Source organism: Acinetobacter sp. CIP 64.2, assembly GCF_000369645.1.
Lineage (GTDB): Bacteria > Pseudomonadota > Gammaproteobacteria > Pseudomonadales > Moraxellaceae > Acinetobacter.
The window spans coordinates 2,058,444-2,075,864 of the sequence record NZ_KB850122.1; the positions used below are offsets into that span (position 1 = coordinate 2,058,444).

At 42.7% G+C, this 17,421-nt stretch carries 15 protein-coding genes; 6 read left to right on the forward strand and 9 right to left on the reverse strand.

Annotated features, from left to right (window positions below; all coding sequences use genetic code 11):
- Nucleotides 1-38: 38 nt before the first annotated feature.
- Nucleotides 39-2,774 carry a preprotein translocase subunit SecA gene (gene secA / locus F895_RS01555; RefSeq protein ID WP_005244171.1) on the reverse strand — a complete coding sequence of 912 codons (2,736 nt, stop codon included), beginning with the start codon at nucleotides 2,772-2,774 and terminating at the stop codon, nucleotides 39-41.
- 364 nt (nucleotides 2,775-3,138) lie between these two features.
- Here secA and F895_RS01550 point away from each other — a divergent pair, with 364 nt between their 5' ends.
- The 3 genes from F895_RS01550 to F895_RS01540 all read left to right on the forward strand — a co-directional run bounded on the left by F895_RS01550 (nucleotide 3,139) and on the right by F895_RS01540 (nucleotide 5,421).
- Nucleotides 3,139-3,774, forward strand: a complete 636-nt coding sequence (locus tag F895_RS01550; RefSeq protein ID WP_005244172.1) for a peroxiredoxin — start codon at nucleotides 3,139-3,141, stop codon at nucleotides 3,772-3,774.
- A gap of 251 nt (nucleotides 3,775-4,025) precedes the next feature.
- A complete protein-coding gene (locus tag F895_RS01545) occupies nucleotides 4,026-4,835 on the forward strand; it encodes an MBL fold metallo-hydrolase (protein WP_005244173.1) in 810 nt (269 codons plus the stop codon).
- Between the two features lies 1 nt (nucleotide 4,836).
- Nucleotides 4,837-5,421: a dual specificity protein phosphatase family protein gene (locus F895_RS01540; RefSeq protein WP_026040136.1), complete on the forward strand. Its 585-nt coding sequence runs from the start codon at nucleotides 4,837-4,839 to the stop codon at nucleotides 5,419-5,421.
- Nucleotides 5,422-5,444: 23 nt separating this feature from the next.
- On the opposite strand, the gene F895_RS01535 is transcribed toward F895_RS01540, so the two are convergent.
- Genes F895_RS01535 through trpA form a run of 4 tightly spaced genes read right to left on the reverse strand, consistent with a single transcriptional unit; the run spans nucleotide 5,445 to nucleotide 9,479 of the window.
- Nucleotides 5,445-6,509, reverse strand: a complete 1,065-nt coding sequence (locus F895_RS01535; RefSeq protein WP_005244177.1) for an SPOR domain-containing protein — start codon at nucleotides 6,507-6,509, stop codon at nucleotides 5,445-5,447.
- On the reverse strand, nucleotides 6,500-7,786 hold the full coding sequence (folC, locus tag F895_RS01530; protein ID WP_005244179.1) for a bifunctional tetrahydrofolate synthase/dihydrofolate synthase: 1,287 nt from the start codon (nucleotides 7,784-7,786) through the stop codon (nucleotides 6,500-6,502). Before folC ends, F895_RS01535 begins: the two co-directional genes overlap by 10 nt.
- Nucleotides 7,783-8,679, reverse strand: coding sequence for an acetyl-CoA carboxylase, carboxyltransferase subunit beta (accD, locus tag F895_RS01525; protein WP_005244181.1), 897 nt, complete (start codon nucleotides 8,677-8,679; stop codon nucleotides 7,783-7,785). Before accD ends, folC begins: the two co-directional genes overlap by 4 nt.
- A complete protein-coding gene (gene trpA / locus F895_RS01520; protein ID WP_005244184.1) occupies nucleotides 8,676-9,479 on the reverse strand; it encodes a tryptophan synthase subunit alpha in 804 nt (267 codons plus the stop codon). Before trpA ends, accD begins: the two co-directional genes overlap by 4 nt.
- Nucleotides 9,480-9,756: 277 nt before the next feature.
- Here trpA and F895_RS01515 point away from each other — a divergent pair, with 277 nt between their 5' ends.
- Entirely contained in the window at nucleotides 9,757-11,088 is a 1,332-nt protein-coding gene (locus tag F895_RS01515; protein WP_005244186.1) for a Na+/H+ antiporter NhaC family protein, read from the forward strand.
- 311 nt (nucleotides 11,089-11,399) lie between these two features.
- Here the strand turns inward: F895_RS01515 and F895_RS01510 are convergent, their stop codons facing one another.
- Entirely contained in the window at nucleotides 11,400-12,422 is a 1,023-nt protein-coding gene (locus F895_RS01510; RefSeq protein ID WP_005244190.1) for an AraC family transcriptional regulator, read from the reverse strand.
- 116 nt (nucleotides 12,423-12,538) lie between these two features.
- Here F895_RS01510 and F895_RS01505 point away from each other — a divergent pair, with 116 nt between their 5' ends.
- A complete protein-coding gene (locus tag F895_RS01505) occupies nucleotides 12,539-13,414 on the forward strand; it encodes a metal-dependent hydrolase (protein WP_005244192.1) in 876 nt (291 codons plus the stop codon).
- 52 nt (nucleotides 13,415-13,466) lie between these two features.
- Here the strand turns inward: F895_RS01505 and F895_RS01500 are convergent, their stop codons facing one another.
- Complete coding sequence (locus tag F895_RS01500) at nucleotides 13,467-14,462, reverse strand: DUF2804 domain-containing protein (protein ID WP_005244193.1); 996 nt, start codon at nucleotides 14,460-14,462, stop codon at nucleotides 13,467-13,469.
- A 214-nt stretch (nucleotides 14,463-14,676) separates the two neighbouring features.
- Between F895_RS01500 and F895_RS01495 the strand changes: the two genes are divergently transcribed.
- The gene (locus F895_RS01495; protein ID WP_005244195.1) at nucleotides 14,677-16,455 is read left to right on the forward strand and encodes a bifunctional metallophosphatase/5'-nucleotidase; all 1,779 of its coding nucleotides are present in this window, start codon (nucleotides 14,677-14,679) and stop codon (nucleotides 16,453-16,455) included.
- 94 nt (nucleotides 16,456-16,549) lie between these two features.
- Here the strand turns inward: F895_RS01495 and F895_RS01490 are convergent, their stop codons facing one another.
- Both F895_RS01490 and F895_RS01485 read right to left on the reverse strand, forming a co-directional pair.
- The gene (locus F895_RS01490; RefSeq protein ID WP_005244197.1) at nucleotides 16,550-16,756 is read right to left on the reverse strand and encodes a hypothetical protein; all 207 of its coding nucleotides are present in this window, start codon (nucleotides 16,754-16,756) and stop codon (nucleotides 16,550-16,552) included.
- Nucleotides 16,757-16,908: 152 nt separating this feature from the next.
- Nucleotides 16,909-17,418 carry a DUF1543 domain-containing protein gene (locus tag F895_RS01485; protein WP_005244199.1) on the reverse strand — a complete coding sequence of 170 codons (510 nt, stop codon included), beginning with the start codon at nucleotides 17,416-17,418 and terminating at the stop codon, nucleotides 16,909-16,911.
- Nucleotides 17,419-17,421: the final 3 nt, after the last annotated feature.

Below are 17,421 nucleotides of genomic sequence, written 5' to 3' on the forward strand. Positions count from 1 at the left end.
GCTCTGCTTTTTTATTTTAGCTCAACCTATGTCGCTGCCTAGATTTTGCCGTGACACTGCTTGTATTTTAAACCAGAACCACACGGGCAAGGTGCATTGCGGCTCTCAGGCACAGGGAATTCATTGATATTGGCAAATCCTTCCGTTTCCTCAGAAACAGTCACTTCACCCGTTAAACCATCGACATCATCATGCTCAAATGAAAGGCGCATCGATTCCGCCTGACGTTGTTGCTGTGCTTCAAGTTCTGCCAATTCTTCTGCCGTCGGGACATGAACACGAGATAAATCCGTCACCACATCGGACTTGATCACACCCAACATATTTACAAACAAGTTAAAGGCTTCTTTCTTGTATTCTTGCTCAGGATTTTTCTGTGCGTAGCCACGTAAGTGAATCCCTTGACGCAAATAATCCATCGCAGCCAAATGATCTTTCCAATGACGATCCAGTGAGTTCAACATAAAGTGACGTTCAAGCATTGCTGCCGATTCATCACCCATTTGCTCACGACGTTGGCGATAGCGATTAATGACTTCATCAGAAATACGAGCCACTAAGCCTTCTTCATCCAAACGACGATCTTGGTCTAACCATTGCTGTACAGGAAGTTCGATACCTAAATCACTATGTAAGGCACTTTCCAGACCTTCAATATCCCATTGGTCATGAATCGACTCAGGTGGAATAAAGTTTGCAATCAAACCTTTCACCACTTCCTGATGCATTTCTTCGATATAGTCTTGAAGTGTGCTTTCAGCTAGAACTTCATCACGTTGTGAATAAATGATCTTACGCTGTTCGTTATTTACATCATCGTACTTCAACAAGTTCTTACGAATATCAAAGTTACGTGCTTCAACTTTACGCTGTGCATTTTCGATTGAACGACTGACCATTTTATGTTCAATAGCTTCACTTTCTTGCAAGCCCATTGCACGCATCATGGCAACCACACGATCACCTGCGAAGATACGCATCAAGTCATCTTCAAGTGATAGATAGAAGCGTGATACACCTGGGTCACCTTGACGACCAGCACGACCACGCAACTGGTTATCAATACGACGTGATTCATGACGCTCAGAACCAATGATATGTAAACCACCAGAACTTAAAACATCTTCGTGATCTTTTTCCCATTGCGCCTGTAAACGGGCTTCGTCTTCAGGGGTCGGGTTTTCAATTTTGGCAAGCTTGGCTTTCCAGTTACCACCCAGCAAGATATCGGTACCACGACCTGCCATGTTGGTGGCAATTGTTACCGCATTCGGACTACCCGCTTGCGCAATAATATCCGCTTCACGTTCGTGTTGTTTTGCGTTCAAGACTTCGTGATGAATACCAGCTTGTAGCAACTTAGAAGACAAGATTTCACTGGCTTCAATGGTTGCTGTACCAATCAAGATCGGTGCAACACCCTGCTGACGAATATTGGTAATTTCTTCAATAATCGCGGTGTATTTACCATTACGGTTTAGATAGATTAAATCGTTATGATCGACACGAACCATTGGACGGTGTGTTGGAATAATCACAACGTCTAAGCCATAAATTTCTTTCATTTCCGCAGCTTCAGTATCGGCAGTACCGGTCATCCCTGAAAGCTTTTTATACAGACGGAAATAGTTCTGGAAAGTTGTGGTGGCAAGGGTTTGGTTTTCAGGTTGAATTTCCATGTTTTCTTTGGCTTCAACCGCTTGATGCAGACCTTCAGACCAGCGACGACCTGGCATGGTACGACCCGTACTTTCATCCACAATAATGACTTCTTCTTTCTGCGTCTGTGGATTCACACCGATGATGTAATGCACATTCTTTTGATAAAGATAATGCGCACGAATTGCAGCGGTGACATGGTGTACCAAATTCAGGTTGGTTGCTGAATACAGGCTCTCACCCTCAGCCAACAAGCCCATTTCAATCAGTTTTTGTTCAACTGTTTCATAACCAACTTCAGTCATTTCAACTGAGCGTTGTTTCTCATCGACCCAGAAATGTCCGCCATCAGCCACTTTTTCTTCTTTCTGTGGACGTAATGTTGGAGGAATGCTGTTAATCAGCTGATAAAGATGAGATGAATCTTCACTTTGGCCTGAAATAATCAACGGCGTACGTGCTTCGTCAATCAAGATTGAGTCGACTTCATCGATGATGGCATAGCTTAAACCACGTTGCTTTTTCTCTTGCAGAGAAAACACCATGTTGTCACGAAGATAGTCGAAACCGAACTCGTTGTTGGTTCCGTAGGTAATGTCGGAAGTATAGGCTTGTGCTTTTTCATCTGGCATTTGCATCGAGTAAATCACCCCAATGCTAAGGCCTAAGAATTCGAATAATGGACGGTTTAACTCAGCATCACGTTGTGCCAAGTAGTCGTTCACGGTAATCACGTGAACGCCTTGACCGCTCAATGCATTCAGATAACAGGCCAAAGTACCCATCAGGGTTTTACCTTCACCTGTACGCATTTCGGCAATCTTACCTTCGTGTAAGGTAATACCACCAATCAGCTGCACGTCATAATGGCGCATGCCCATGACACGTTTTGCTGCTTCACGACACACCGCAAACGCTTCTGGCATTAATTTATCTAAACTTTCGCCATTGCTAAAACGCTGTTTGAATTCTGGAGTTTTTGCAGAGAGGTCTGCATCGTTAAGAGCAGATATCGTCGGTTCAAGCGCATTGATTTGTTCAACAATTTTACGCATGCGTTTGAGCTCACGCTCATTTTTTGTACCGAAGATACCTCCGATCAGACTTGCCAACATGAATAAACTCTCTAATCCTGTTTGTTATAAGGTTTGTCAATAACAACAAACCCTAGGTCGGTTAATTTTTTCTTAGCTGTTATTATGGAGTCAGAAATAAGAACTACAAGTGCTTTGCATTCAAACAGGCAAAAAAATCTGCGAGGCGATTCTGACGTCACATCACTAAAGATGCGTTAATGTAGCAAATTTGCATTTAACTTACATCGATTTGAATGTGAATTTCTGCTCATTTTTTAACAAGATCAATAATCAATATCTCAAAAGTTCATAATAAAATACAAAAACAATAATTTTATTTATAAAGTAGATCCTGCATATTGGAAACAGATAGAAAACATAAAGAATGTATAGAGGACTGATCATGACATTACGTTTAGGCGATACCGCCCCGAATTTCCAGCAACAATCAAGCCAAGGCGACATTGATTTCTATGGCTTTTTAGGTGATAGCTGGGGAATCCTTTTTTCCCATCCTGCGGACTACACCCCAGTCTGTACCACCGAACTCGGCTACACTGCAAAGTTAAAAGATGAGTTTGACAAGCGCGGCGTAAAAGCCATTGCCCTTTCAGTGGATGATGTCGAATCACATAAAGGCTGGATTCAGGACATTAATGAAACACAAAATACCACAGTTAATTTCCCGATCATTGCCGACAAAGATCGCAAGGTGTCTGAACTATATGGATTTATTCACCCAAATGCCAGTGAGACCTTAACTGTACGTTCATTGGTGATTATTGATCCAAATAAAAAAGTGCGTTTGATTATTACCTATCCAGCTTCAACAGGTCGTAACTTTAATGAAGTGCTGCGTGTCGTCGACTCACTACAGTTAACCGATAACCACAAAGTGGCAACACCAGCGAACTGGCAGCAAGGTGAAGATGTGGTGATTGTGCCTTCATTGAAAGATGAAGAAGAAATCAAACAACGCTTTCCGAAAGGCTATAAAGCCGTCAAACCTTATCTAAGACTCACGCCCCAGCCTGAGTGAGGATCAAACGAGCAACGCTCGTTCCTGAGAAGCGACTGAAGCTTCGCAAGAAGATGAACAGCTATGCTGTGAGTTAAGAAATTAAAGCGCAATCGCATCTGTAATAAATAAATCCAATCAAGATTGAATAACATGCATCTCAGCCTATTCTCTGAATAGGCTTTTTCTGTACCGCTTAAATTTATTTTGGTATTTTTTTAATCAATACGTTATAAGAATAATTCGATCCGCTACAGAATAAAAACAGCATCATGATCTATAACATTCACCATCTTCATTGCGGAAGTTTTTGTCCAGTCTGCGCTCCCCTGTTCGGACAAAAGGGCTGGAAAGCCCACTTGGTCTGCCATTGCCTCTTGGTTGAAACGGATCAAGGCTTGGTATTGATTGATACAGGCTTAGGTACACAAGATTATTTACATACCGAACAACGCTTAGGCCGTTTACTGAAACAATTCGGTTCGATTGTGCCGAATCTCAAACTGACCGCCATTCAGCAAATTCAGCAACTCGGTTTTAACCCAAGTGATGTCAGACATATTTTTGTGACTCATCTGGATTTTGACCATGCTGGTGGAATTTCCGATTTCCCCAATGCGACCATACATCTCTTAGCTGCGGAGTTTAATGCCACCCAATTACTCACAACTAAGGGAAAATTGCGCTATAAAACAGAACAATTTAAACAGCATCGTCATTGGAACTTTGCTGAACACAACGATGGCGAGCCATGGTTTAACCTGCAAAAAGTCCAAGGGCTTCCTTTATTTCACGATGAGATTTTAATGATTCCCCTAATCGGGCATACGGCTGGGCACTGTGGCATTGCGATCAAAAAAGTGGATGGTTGGATGTTATTTTGTGGTGATGCCTACTACACCCATCTGGAGCTCAATCCGAAAAATAAATTGAGAGCCCTCAACCTGACTGAACGTTTATTGGCTGAAGATAACCGACTGCGTTTGCACAACCTCAAACAGTTACAATATCTCGCTCAACAAGAGCCAAGCATTGAGTTAATTTGTGCGCATGATCCAGTCGAATTCAATCGTTATCAATAATATGAAAACAACGCTCATTACCCTTACGCTCATTTCAATACTTAGCTTAGGTGGTTGTATGAAACATCCTAGCCTAGATGGTGAGCAACGTCCTAAAAACTGGGGAACGCTCATTTCACCAACGCATAATTTTTATCAAATTAGCAATGATGTGTTCCGCAGTGACCAACCCAGTAATGAATTGATCCCTATTTTGAAGAAATATAAAATTGAGACCGTCATTAATCTACGTTCTAGAAATGAAGATGCCAAAGTTTTAAAAGATCAACCTTTTAATCTGGTGCATATTCCCATTTATACTTGGGCGATCAATCGTGAAGACTTATTAGAAGCAATGCGTGCCATCCAAACGGCCAAACAAAATAATCAAAAAGTATTGGTACATTGCTATCACGGTTCTGATCGTACTGGGGCAACCATTGCCATGTACCGTATTATTTTTGAAAACTGGTCCATTGATGAGGCAGTGAAAGAAATGAAACAAGGTGGTTACGGCTTCCATGTGATCTGGAAAAACATTGATCCTTTATTCAGCCCTGAAAATGTAAAATGGATTCAACAACAACTGTCGAATCCATCTTCTTAGTCCACGAACCCAAAGAGTCTTACTTATCGCTGGTCAAGTGGAACCCAGTCAATCACCCAAGCCGATTTCATATTCAAGCTTTCATCAGAAGTAATCTTCTTACGGGTTGCATCCGCAATATCACGATCTTTGGCTGGGCCAACCATAATACGAATTCCTTTCGAAGTCGGACTAGTAGTTACTTTATAGCCTTTAGCACGTAATTTAGACACCACAGCATCGGCATTGGCTTGGTTCGCAGCCAATGCGACTTGCACCATCCATTTCTTATCGCCATTTTCCATGAGATCACGTGCTTTTTCTGCTTCAGCCTTTTTCTCAGCTTCGGCTTTACGCTTGTCCTCTGCTGCTTTCTTGTCTGCTTCAGCTTTACGCTTGTCTTCTGCTGCTTTCTTGTCTGCTTCAGCCTTACGTTTTTCCTCTGCTGCTTTCTTCTCAGCTTCAGCCTTACGTTTGTCTTCCGCCGCTTTCTTATCAGCTTCAGCTTTACGTTTTTCCTCTGCTGCTTTCTTCTCAGCTTCAGCCTTACGTTTGTCTTCGGCTAACTTCTTGTCAGTATCAGATTTCTGCTGATCATTTTTTTGCTGTTCAATTCGCTTCTTTTCATCGGCTTTACGTTTGTCTTCTGCAAGGCGCTGTGCCTTGGCTTTTTCATCTTCAACAAGCTCTGGTGGAATATTGTCTGAACTTTCCTGAGCCGCTGCTCGACGCGCGTTAATCGCCGCGTATTCCTCTGCCGCCTTACGTGCTGCCGCTGCTTCCGCTTGCTGCTGCATCTTTAAAAATTCAGCAGCACGTGCTTCTTGTTCTGCAACCGCTTTTTCACGCGAACGACGTTGTTCTTCCAGCAAACGTTTTTCAGTTTCAACATCAACGGCCAAAGGCTGTAATGACACCATTTCACTGTCTTGAGCAGGCTGAGCTGTTTTTGGCTTAGACTCTGTTTTGGGAATCGGATGAGTAACGGGCGCGTGAGTCTGATCTTGCTCTATTTCTTGATTACCTTTCAGAAGTAATGCTGCCAATAAAACACCACCACCTAATAGAACAACGCCACCCATCCAGCGTTGCTTGTTATTCATCGACATTCTTCTAAATACTCCCAGACCGCTTCTAAAGTATGAAACGAACCACAGACTAAAATCAGCTGATTGTTATGACCTTGTTTCAGCGCAGTTCCAAACGCTTGCTGGATACTGCCAAACTCATACACCTGTTGCCCTTGCAATGCTTCTTGGATTTGTTGCACTGGTGCGGCTCTAGGCACATCTAAATTAGCAATAAACCAATCTTTTACTGTTGTTTTTAGTAAATCAGTGACCGATGGAATGTCTTTATCGGCCAACATTGAAAATACAGCAACAACTTCTGTGTACTGTTTATTGTATTTTAAGAATTTTCGCAACTGCTTCAATAAAAATTCGACGCCATGCGCATTGTGGCCTGCATCAAAAATGACCGTTTTATCTTGAATCTGGCGTATTTCAAAACGGCCTTGCAAGCGTGCCTGTTGAATACCGGTGGTAATTGCTGCTTGAGAAACCTCAACTCCACTCACCAATACCGCAGCCACAGCAGTTGAAATATTTTCTAGCGCAAGCTGACCAACAGGAAGTTTTAAAGTTGTACCCGACGATGCAAATGACCATGTTTCGCCGTCATCATTGAGCTGATAAAAATAATCACGATCTAAAGCGTATAATTGCGCTTGGGTTTCATTCACTTTATCTTGAATAGCTTGTGGAAGTTGCTGCTGCCCTGCAAATACCACGGGAATATTCGGACGAATAATGCCAGCTTTCTCAAATGCAATTTTTTCAACGGTATCACCTAACCAATCAACATGGTCTAAGCCAATGTTGGTAATCACGGCAATATCAGGGTCAATCACATTGACGACATCAAGACGGCCACCCAAACCAACTTCGAGTACCCAGACATCACATTGTTGTTGTTTAAAAATAACAAAAGCAGCCAACGTGGTTGCTTCAAAAAAAGAAAGACTTAATCCACATTCACGACGGGCCTGATCGACTAAAACAAACGCATCTACCAGACTTTGGTCATCGACCTCTGCACCTGCCAGCTTTACCCGTTCATTAAAACGGTAAATATGCGGCGATTGGTAAAGACCGACTTTATAACCTTGTGCATTTAAAATCGCAGCTAAAGTGGTTGTGGTTGAGCCTTTGCCATTGGTACCTGCAACAGTAAATACTTTGGCCGTAGGTTGCATTACATCCAACTTTTCAGCAACAGGAATAACGCGTTCTAAACCTAAATCAATGCCTGTAACATGAACATGGCCCCAATAATCGAGCCATGTTGTTAATGTATCCGTTGAATGTGGAGCGTGCGGTTTCAAGGTAAGTTCATCAGTTTTGCAACAAGTCTGTATACAGTATCACGTAATGCATGACGATGAACAATTTGATCGACCACACCATGATCAAGCAAGTATTCTGCACGTTGGAATGGTTCTTCCAGTTTTTCACGCACAGTTTGTTCGATGACACGTTTGCCTGCAAAGCCAATCATGGCTTTCGGTTCAGCAATATGGACATCACCGAGCATGGCCAATGAAGCGGTCACGCCGCCATATACAGGATGAGTCAATACCACGACATAAGGAACACGGGCATCTTTCATTTTCTGGATTGCCGCAGCAGTACGCGCCATTTGCATCAAAGACAACATGCCTTCCTGCATACGTGCACCGCCCGAAGCAGCAAAACAGATCATCGGTTGATGTAAGGCAATCGCACGCTCAGCGGCTTGTACAAAACGGTCACCAACCACAGTTCCCATTGAACCTGCCATAAAATCAAACTCAAAGGCACACGCAATGAGATCTAGACCTTTTAAAGAGCCCTGCATCACCACAAGTGCTTCGGTTTCATCGGTTTTGTCTTGTGCTTCACGAATACGATCTGGATAAGGTTTGCTATCTACAAACTTTAAGGGATCTTTGGCTCCAAACTCTTGACCTAGCTCAGCGTTGACCTGATCAAAGAACCAGTTCAAACGATCGCGCGCACGCATATGTAAGTGCTCATCGCACTGTGGACACACATAAGCATTAAATGACATTGCAGTACGTGTCACTAATGCATGGCATTCTGGGCACTCAATCGTTGGCTCAGTAAAGGTCGCTTTGAATGTCTGCTGTTGATCTGCAACCTGAATACCAGGGACATGACGTTCCGTCCAAGGTGTTGAAGGGTTAAGGACCTTCCCTGATGTTAATTCTTGACTCATACTAACTCATCGAGCGCAGCTCGAAGCTCCTTCACTTTATTCACCGTCTGTTGCGCAGCTTGATCGGCTGGCAATGTCGCAAAAGATTTAACGAAAGCACTTCCTACAATCACGGCATCAGCAACCTGACCCATCGCTTTTGCAGACGCTGCATCACTAATTCCAAAACCGACGCCCACTGGCACATTGGTCTTAGACTTAATTTTTGCAATACGTGCTGCAGCTTCGGAGGTATCTAGAGTGGCTGCACCAGTGACACCTTTCAGTGACACGTAGTAAACAAAGCCACTGGCTTGATTGACCACATGCTGGATACGTTGATCGGTTGAGGTTGGCGCAAGCAAGAAGATCTGATCCATTCCATTTTGTTTAAGAACTTCACCTAATTGTTCTGACTCTTCTGGCGGCAAGTCCACCAAAAGTACACCATCAACACCACAGTCTTTCGCATAAGCCACAAACTTGTCATAACCAATCACTTCGACAGGATTTAAATATCCCATCAAAACAACAGGTGTCGTTTGATCTTTTTCACGAAAGGCTTTCACCATATCCAATGCATCTAAAGTATTGGTTCCACCTGCCAAAGCACGCTCAGCGGCTAAAGCAATCACAGGACCATCTGCCATTGGGTCAGAAAATGGAAGACCCAGTTCAATGACATCGACCCCTGCGTCCACCATTTGATGGAGTAAGGGAACAGTCACCTGTGGATGCGGATCACCTGCCATCACATAAGAAACAAGCGCTTTACGTTGCTGAGATTTAAGCTGTTCAAAACGAGTGGCAAGACGTGACATAGGATTATGCTTTCCTTGATTTATATAAATTGAGGAGTTGTTTGTAGTCATACAAAAACACTGCATTGTAACGCTATTTTTTGTTCATTGAACAGAGTTTGACGTGATTGCGACTGTGAATCTTGCGACTTACAACGCCTCGTGTACATTTATCTATATTTTGAGTTTTTTCTCAATGATCAAAGCTTCCTAATTTCAGGCTGATTACATGACATTTTAGAAATCGGCCAAGCTCCTTTATACTAGCCGCAATTTTTAAGTTTTCTTTTTATTTTTTATGTCTGCCCACTCTCAGGAAAAAGTACAAAGCAGTGCTCTTGCTTTGCTACCGCTATTGGTATTTTTGATCATCTTTCTCGGGAGTGGTGTCTATCATTCAATGATCGGGACAGAATTTGCCTTTTATCAGGTCAAAGCACCTGTAGCCGCGATTCCAGCCGTTATTTTAGCTTTACTGCTGTATAAACAAAAACTCAATGCCGCCATTGAGGAGTTCTTAGAAGGTGCCAGTCATCCCAATCTGATTTTAATGTTTATGGTGTTTATGCTGGCAGGAGCTTTTGCCAGTGTTTCCAGTGCCATTGGCAGTGTCGATGCAACCGTACAGTTAGGGCTGTCACTGATTTCGCCAGAATTTGTGTTACCCATGCTGTTTATCATTGCTGCGTTTATTGCGACCGCAATGGGAACCTCTATGGGTACCATTGCAGCCTGTGCCCCCATTGCCTTTGGTTTCGCCCAAGCCACAGATATTGCACCCGTCTATGCTATTGGTGCAGTCGTCGGCGGCGCCATGTTTGGCGATAACTTATCCATGATTTCAGATACCACGATTGCTGCAACCCGTAGCCAGAATGTTGAACTTCGAGATAAATTCAGGGTCAATGTCTGGATTGCCCTCCCTGCCGCGATCATGACCTTGTTGGTCTATATCTTCATGAGTCATGAAGCAGAAGCGATTCAATCCAAGCCCTATGATATTTGGCTGATTCTGCCTTATGTCGCGGTATTTTTTCTTGCCTTTACCCGTTTACATGTATTAGCAGTGCTGATGATCGGCGTGATTTTATCCGGCTTGATGGGACTGATTGAAAAGCCAGATTTTGACCTGCTTAAACTGAACAGTGCGATTTATGATGGCTTTGTTGGCATGTTTGAAGTGGCATTACTTTCCATGTTGCTGGGTGGACTATCTGCCTTGATGCAAAAAGAAGGTGGTTTGCAGTGGCTGATCCAACGCATCTATGCCATTACCCGCCTATTCAAATTTGGCAAACAACGTGCTGGTGAGCTGGGCATCAGCTTTCTGGTGGTCTTTTCGAATTTATTTGTGGCCAACAATACCGTTGCGATTATTTTATCGGGTGATATGGCACGTGAAGTGGCGAAAGAATATGGGGTAGATCCAAAACGTAGTGCCGCATTACTGGATATTTTTTCTTGTGTCATTCAGGGGATTATCCCTTACGGCGCGCAGCTGCTTTTGGCCTGCTCGATTGCCAAACTGTCACCTGTTGAATTGATTGGCAATATTTATTATTGCTGGATTCTTGCGGTTTGTGCAGTGCTTGCCATTGTCTTTAATTATCCACGCCTCAAAACACGTTAAAATAATACAGCGTGTTATAAGTTCTTTATTCATCTGTTGAAATTAACAATGATCATAAGGACGTCCCTCCTAGTTCTCATCGTATTCTAGGATATGCCTTCGGCGAGTTACTTTGGTTTAGCCCAAAGTAACCAAAGGCATCCGTCATCCACATGAGGAGCGATTGAAGCTCCGCAAGGTTCATTTCTTGGATATATTTCTATATTTCGCAGAAACAAAACATTATCAAAACCACGCAGGTTGTGGATGACATTTCCGCGTATCACATTTCATACCATAATTTAAATCAAGCCTAGCGCTATATTTAAAATCTAAAGAGATTTTAAAAACTGCTTAGGCGTAACTCCTGTCCAACGCTTAAATGCCCGTCCAAACGCACTCTGATCAGCATAATTCAACCGCTCCGCAATCTCAGAAAAAGACTTCCCTTGCTGCAAATACAGCTTGCTCTGTTCCAAGCGATACTGATCCAGCACATCCTGAAAATTCAGTTCAAAGGCTTTAAGCTGACGTTGTAAAGTCCGTTCCGAACAATGCAGGCGTTTCGCGACATAACGCTGCAACAGCTCTTCCTGCTGCAATACACCTTGCTCAATAAAGGCATGTATTTTCTGACGAAATTGCTGCTGTTGAACTTCAAAAGAACTAACACTGTTCAATGACTGCTGTGCTTGAGTCGATAACACATGGTTCAGTTGCTGATCTGCGGCAATACTCTTTGCCTTTAAAATCTGATTGGAAAAGCGAATGGCATACTGTCCTTGCTGAATTTGGATCGGACAGCCATAAAATTTCTCAAAATGATAAAGTGCTGTATGCGGTGCATAGCCAAATTGAATAATCTGCGGTGGCACTAAAGCATCTTGCACAATCGACTGCGCAATTTTAAAGATCAAGGCCAGATTAAGCTCATACATTTCCCGATAGTCGCTATAGGATGCGCTCCAAATAATTTGAATATATTCAGGATACTGTTGTACATCAAGCTGTTCTAAATTGGTTTGTTTAAACACCAAAGAATAATAACGTTGCAATAATTGCAATGCTTGCTGCAAGTCAATACTGGTCGATGCCAAATAGCCCATCAATCCCAAATCTTGTAGATTGGCATGTTCAGCCAGCACCAAAGTAATCGGACGAGTGAAGTGCGGCTGAGCGGCCTGTAGTAGTAAGGCATAGCGTTCGACATCAAAGTCTTTTTCATCTGGATTTTCTAAACAGGCTTGAAAGGCTTGCCAAAGCTCAGGTGCAACAACTTTAGACAAATCAACTTGTTCCTGTTGTAGTACGCGATTAAACAAACGCAGATATCCGATTATTATTTTAACTGACATACGCCAATCTCATCCCGATCTGTCGTTATTTGTATAAAACTTGGCTGTAACTGTCAAAACATTTCATCGGAGTTTTTCCATACTGAGTACATGAAGAAAAACAAGGAATAGTCACGATGAATGCACATGTTTCCTATCAAGTTGATCCGGTAGTCAGAACCAAACTGGACTTCCATCTCGATCAAGCACCACGCTTCTGGTTTGGAGGTGATCCATTCCGCACCCGTATGTTTGATGCATTGAGCCTGACCTTTCCTGATGGCGAGCGTTATTTTATTGAATGTGTCCGTTTATTCCGCGATAAAATTGATGATCCAGACTTACAGGAACGTGTGGCTGATTTTATTCGTCAGGAAGCGCAACATGGTCTTGCCCATGACAAAATGAACCAGATCATGAAAGATCAGGGCATGCCTGTAGAACAGTTCACTGCCCGCTTAAAGAAAATCTTTCGATTTGAACTGAAAAATCGCTCTCCTCAATACAACATTGCCATGACTGCAGCAGCCGAGCATCTAACTGCACTGATGGCCGATACCTTTTACAGTAAAAAAGCAACATTGGCCGAAGCAGATCCTTTTGTCCGTGCACTTTTTGCCTGGCATGCCATCGAAGAAATGGAACATCGGGATGTGGCTTTTGATGTAATGCGAGAAGTTGGCGAAGTGCCTGAAACAACTCGTCGTTTTGCCTTGGTCTTTACTACCGTGATGATGTTTGGTTTTACCCTGTATCGTACTGATGTAATGCTCAAAACCGATGGTTTCAACTTAAGACAACGTTTTGATATGGCACGTAAAGGCTTGCCGTGGTTCTTTGGTCGTAACGGTATTTTAACCGCAAAAAGAGCGCAATATCGTGACTGGTTTAAAAAAGATTTTCATCCGAATCAGCATCCGGTGATTCGCCAATACGATGTCTGGATTGACACTTTGGCCAAAACCAATGATCCGATTGCCGCAGGTGAGGCTTTTTGGCAAGCAGGGCTTTAAATCACTTCCTTAAAAAATCCCCTTTCGATTGAGGGGATTTTTATTTTCGTTATTACCACTTCGCATAATGTTGTTCTAACAAACCATATTGGCTATCTAATACCACTAATTCGACTTGGTCATGCGCAATCGTCCCACTGACTTTGGCCTGCCATTGATTAAACTGACTGCCAATTAGGCGCAAGTTAATATTTTCAAAACGGCACCAACCTGTTTCTACCATCAAGTTTAAACAGCCACCTAATGAGCGAATCGACCAAGTATTTTCATTTTGCTGTTCGAATAGCACATCGGTTAAAGGATACAAACGCCCGTTGACCCACAAGGCATTTTCATTACCAAAACTTTCATTCACTCCTGAAGCAAGGTTCAATCCAATCCGACGATCCTGCGCATCACGGAACTGGCAAGACAACCAAAACCAAGCCGTTTCAGGACGTAGGAAACCACAGGTATCGTCTAATGCAGCAAGGCTATGCGCATTGAATTCAATCTGTTGTTGATCAGGACTCATAAAGAATCCTTCAACTGCCAGCGTGGTTTGCTTCTGGGTATAGGTCCAGCCATTAATGCCCGTCGGACTACATAAACTGAGTGCGTCGGTACCTGCGCAAAAAATCCGTGCTTTTAACTGAATTTCACCATGTTTGGTGACTTGGATATAACGCACGCCATTGGCATGCTGCATATCGAATTGATAAGCCGATTTTTTAAAAGAGCTTTGACTAAATAAAGGCTGTTCATCCAGTTGTGTTTTTAATGCCAGTGGCTGAATTGCATTCCATTCAATCACTTTTTCAGACTGATGATCATAGACATAGAAAAAGCCATGACCCGCCCAGGATAGATCGACAATTGCGACACCTATACTGTAATTTGCGTGCTGCAAACCACAGAATTTAAATTTCTTATATTTAAGTTGTTTGCGCCAGCCTTTGAGTATCTGACCATAAGGCGTTTTATAGACATAGTCATCCAAGTTAATACGAGAAGGTACTTGCTCAAAACGTCCATAACGCGGTTGACCATTGGCTTGTATTAAATCCATTTTATATTCCATGATTGCGAGGTCGCATCTACGCCCATAATAGACTGTAAGTGATCAAATTTACTACTATTTCTATATAAAGAAGTGCAACTTAATTCACATTCCCCCCGATAAATCCAAGCGATTAATAAACTTCTTTAGCTCATAATTTCATCAAAGATTCATACAGAAGTTTTATTTTAAAAAACAATCTTATACCACTCGATCAAAAAACATGACGACTCAACGACTCTTAAAAGCAAATGTACTCTGTCTCATGATGCTGGCTTTAACGGCGTGTAATGACGACAATGATAATAACCAGACACCGACCGTTGAACGCAAAAATCAAAGTATCAACATCCTTGCTTTCAATGACTTTCATGGCAATTTAGAGCCACCAAAACGCTTTATTGAAGCCGATGATCCAAGTGATAACAGCAAAACAGTACGTATCCCAGTCGGAGGGGTCAGTTATTTTGCCGATGCCATCAAAAAACTACGCGCGCAATATCCAAACAATGCCGTCGTGTCAGCAGGTGACTTGATTAGTGCCTCACCACTCACTTCCTCTCTGTTCCTAGATGAACCCACCATTGAAACCATGAATGACATTCAGATTGATTTCAATGCAGTGGGAAATCATGAGTTTGACCGAGGAACAGATGAATTACGTCGTTTGCAAAATGGTGGCTGTCAGCAGTACACCAGTGCCAAACCTTGTCAAATCAATCCCAAATTCGAGGGTGCAAAGTTTAATTTCTTGGCAGCCAATGTCTCCATGAAGGCTGATCCAAAGAAAACCTTGTTCCCTGCCTATAAAGTCAAAACTTATGGCGGTATTCCAGTTGCCTTTATCGGGATGACCTTGAAAGCTACGCCAAGTATCGTATCGGCGGCAGGAATCAAAGATGTCGACTTTCAGGATGAAGCGGATACCGTCAATGCCTTAATTCCTGAATTAAAGAAACAAGGAATTGAAGCGATTGTAGTTGTCGTGCACGAAGGTGTTGCCCCAAGTACTAAATTTAATAAGAAGACTTGCGATGGTTTAAGTGGCCCACTACTCGGTATTTTGGATCGCCTAGACCCTGCGGTTGACGTGGTGGTTTCAGGTCATACCCATCAATCATATATTTGTGATTACGCGACCAAGAATCCACAAAAACCATTCTTGCTGACTTCTGCGGGGCAATATGGCACGATTATTACCAATATTCAGTTAGAACTGGATGGCAAAACAGGTCATGTGATTAAAAAAGATGCCAAACAAGTCCCTGTTCAAAGTGAAGCCTATAGCTCTGGCGCAACCACAGTAAACTTGACCAATCTGTATGAGAAATTTAATAAAACGCCAAGCATTGAAGCGATTTTAGATAAATATCGTCAAGCAGTCACCACCATTTCAGCACGTGTGGTCGGCACAGCCAACGGTGTTATTAATCGTAATGCAACCGAAAGCGGTGAAAGTGCACTGGGTAATTTAATTGCCGATGCGCAACAAGCGATGGCTTTGAGTGCAAGTAATCAAGGTTCAGACTTTACCCTGATGAACCCAGGCGGTGTACGTGCCGATTTATTGGTGAACAGTAGCAACCAGATTACTTTTGGCGATGTTTTTACTGTACAGCCCTTCGGCAACTCGATTGTCACGGTCAGCCTGACAGGCAAACAAATTCGTGATGTGTTAGAACAACAATGGTCAGGTGCCAATACTGGAACAGTACGTATCTTGCAACCATCGAAAGAGCTCAGTTATTCCTATAAGAAAGACAGCTCGGTTTCACCACGTGCCAGCAATATTTTAGTTGCAGGACAAGCGTTAAATGACAGCAAGGTCTATCGAGTTACGGTAAATAGTTTCCTTGCCGATGGTGGTGATAACTTTACCGTCTTAAAAGAAGGGAAAAATCCAGTTGGTGGTGGGCAGGATATTGATGCGTTAGAGAAATATGTCGCTCAATATTCTCCACTAACTGCACCCAAAACAGATCGAATCAAAGTAATTCCTTGATTACACATAGAATAAAAAACAGGGAAGCCTTTGCCTCCCTGTTTTTCACTACTCGTTTAAATATATTTGAACTTTGAATAACCAAGACACTGAATTAGGCGTCATCATCACTTGCCGGTTCAGACTCCTGCTCGTCGCTATCATGATTTTCTAATTTATTTTCAGCAATTTTTGCAGCTTCATAGCCAGCAAAAGCACTTGCCGCTTTTTCTAGAAAACCCGCATCTGGATCCAATTTATCGACACCTTGTTCAGCGACAATCGCACCCGCAATTTTACCTACTTCATCTAACAGACCCATTTTTATTACTCCAAAGAGTTTTATTTGAGTTTTAAGTCTAATCGGACGAATTGTAAATAGTGCTACAAAAAAGTTGCAATTTGAGAGTGCTATATACGAGATTGGCAACGTTTTATAATTTTTTCTTAAAGTTAAGCTTTCGTTAAGAAGGATCAAATCGGTAAATAGGTATTTTCCCAAATGGTGGGGTTAAACTCGCCTTGAACCAAATGAATATAACGCCCTGCAACATGATCAATCGGGAGACAGTCATCCACATCGATCACACGATCGGTATGCGGCTTATGCCAATCCACCCCAATAAACTGCTTACCTAGCTGTTTTGCAATTATAGCATCTGTTGCAACAACCAAGTGATAATGATGCAACTCACCAAAGATGTCCGCTGAATATCCCCCCAGATTAATCAAATAGAGCTTTTCATCCGAGGCAGAAGGCGCTGCATCAGAAAACAGAATTTGATAATTCACACCTTGCGATTGCACACCTGAAATCTGTGCCCAAGCATCGATATGTAAACCGTTGGCTTCACCAAACCAAGCTTGTTTGAGCTGTGGAATTACCTCTTGCAAAGATGTGCCTATTGCGATTACCACATCATGCACTTCAGTATTGGCTCTTGCATGCCGACCACCCAACATCACCACAAACAAACTTGGCATCGT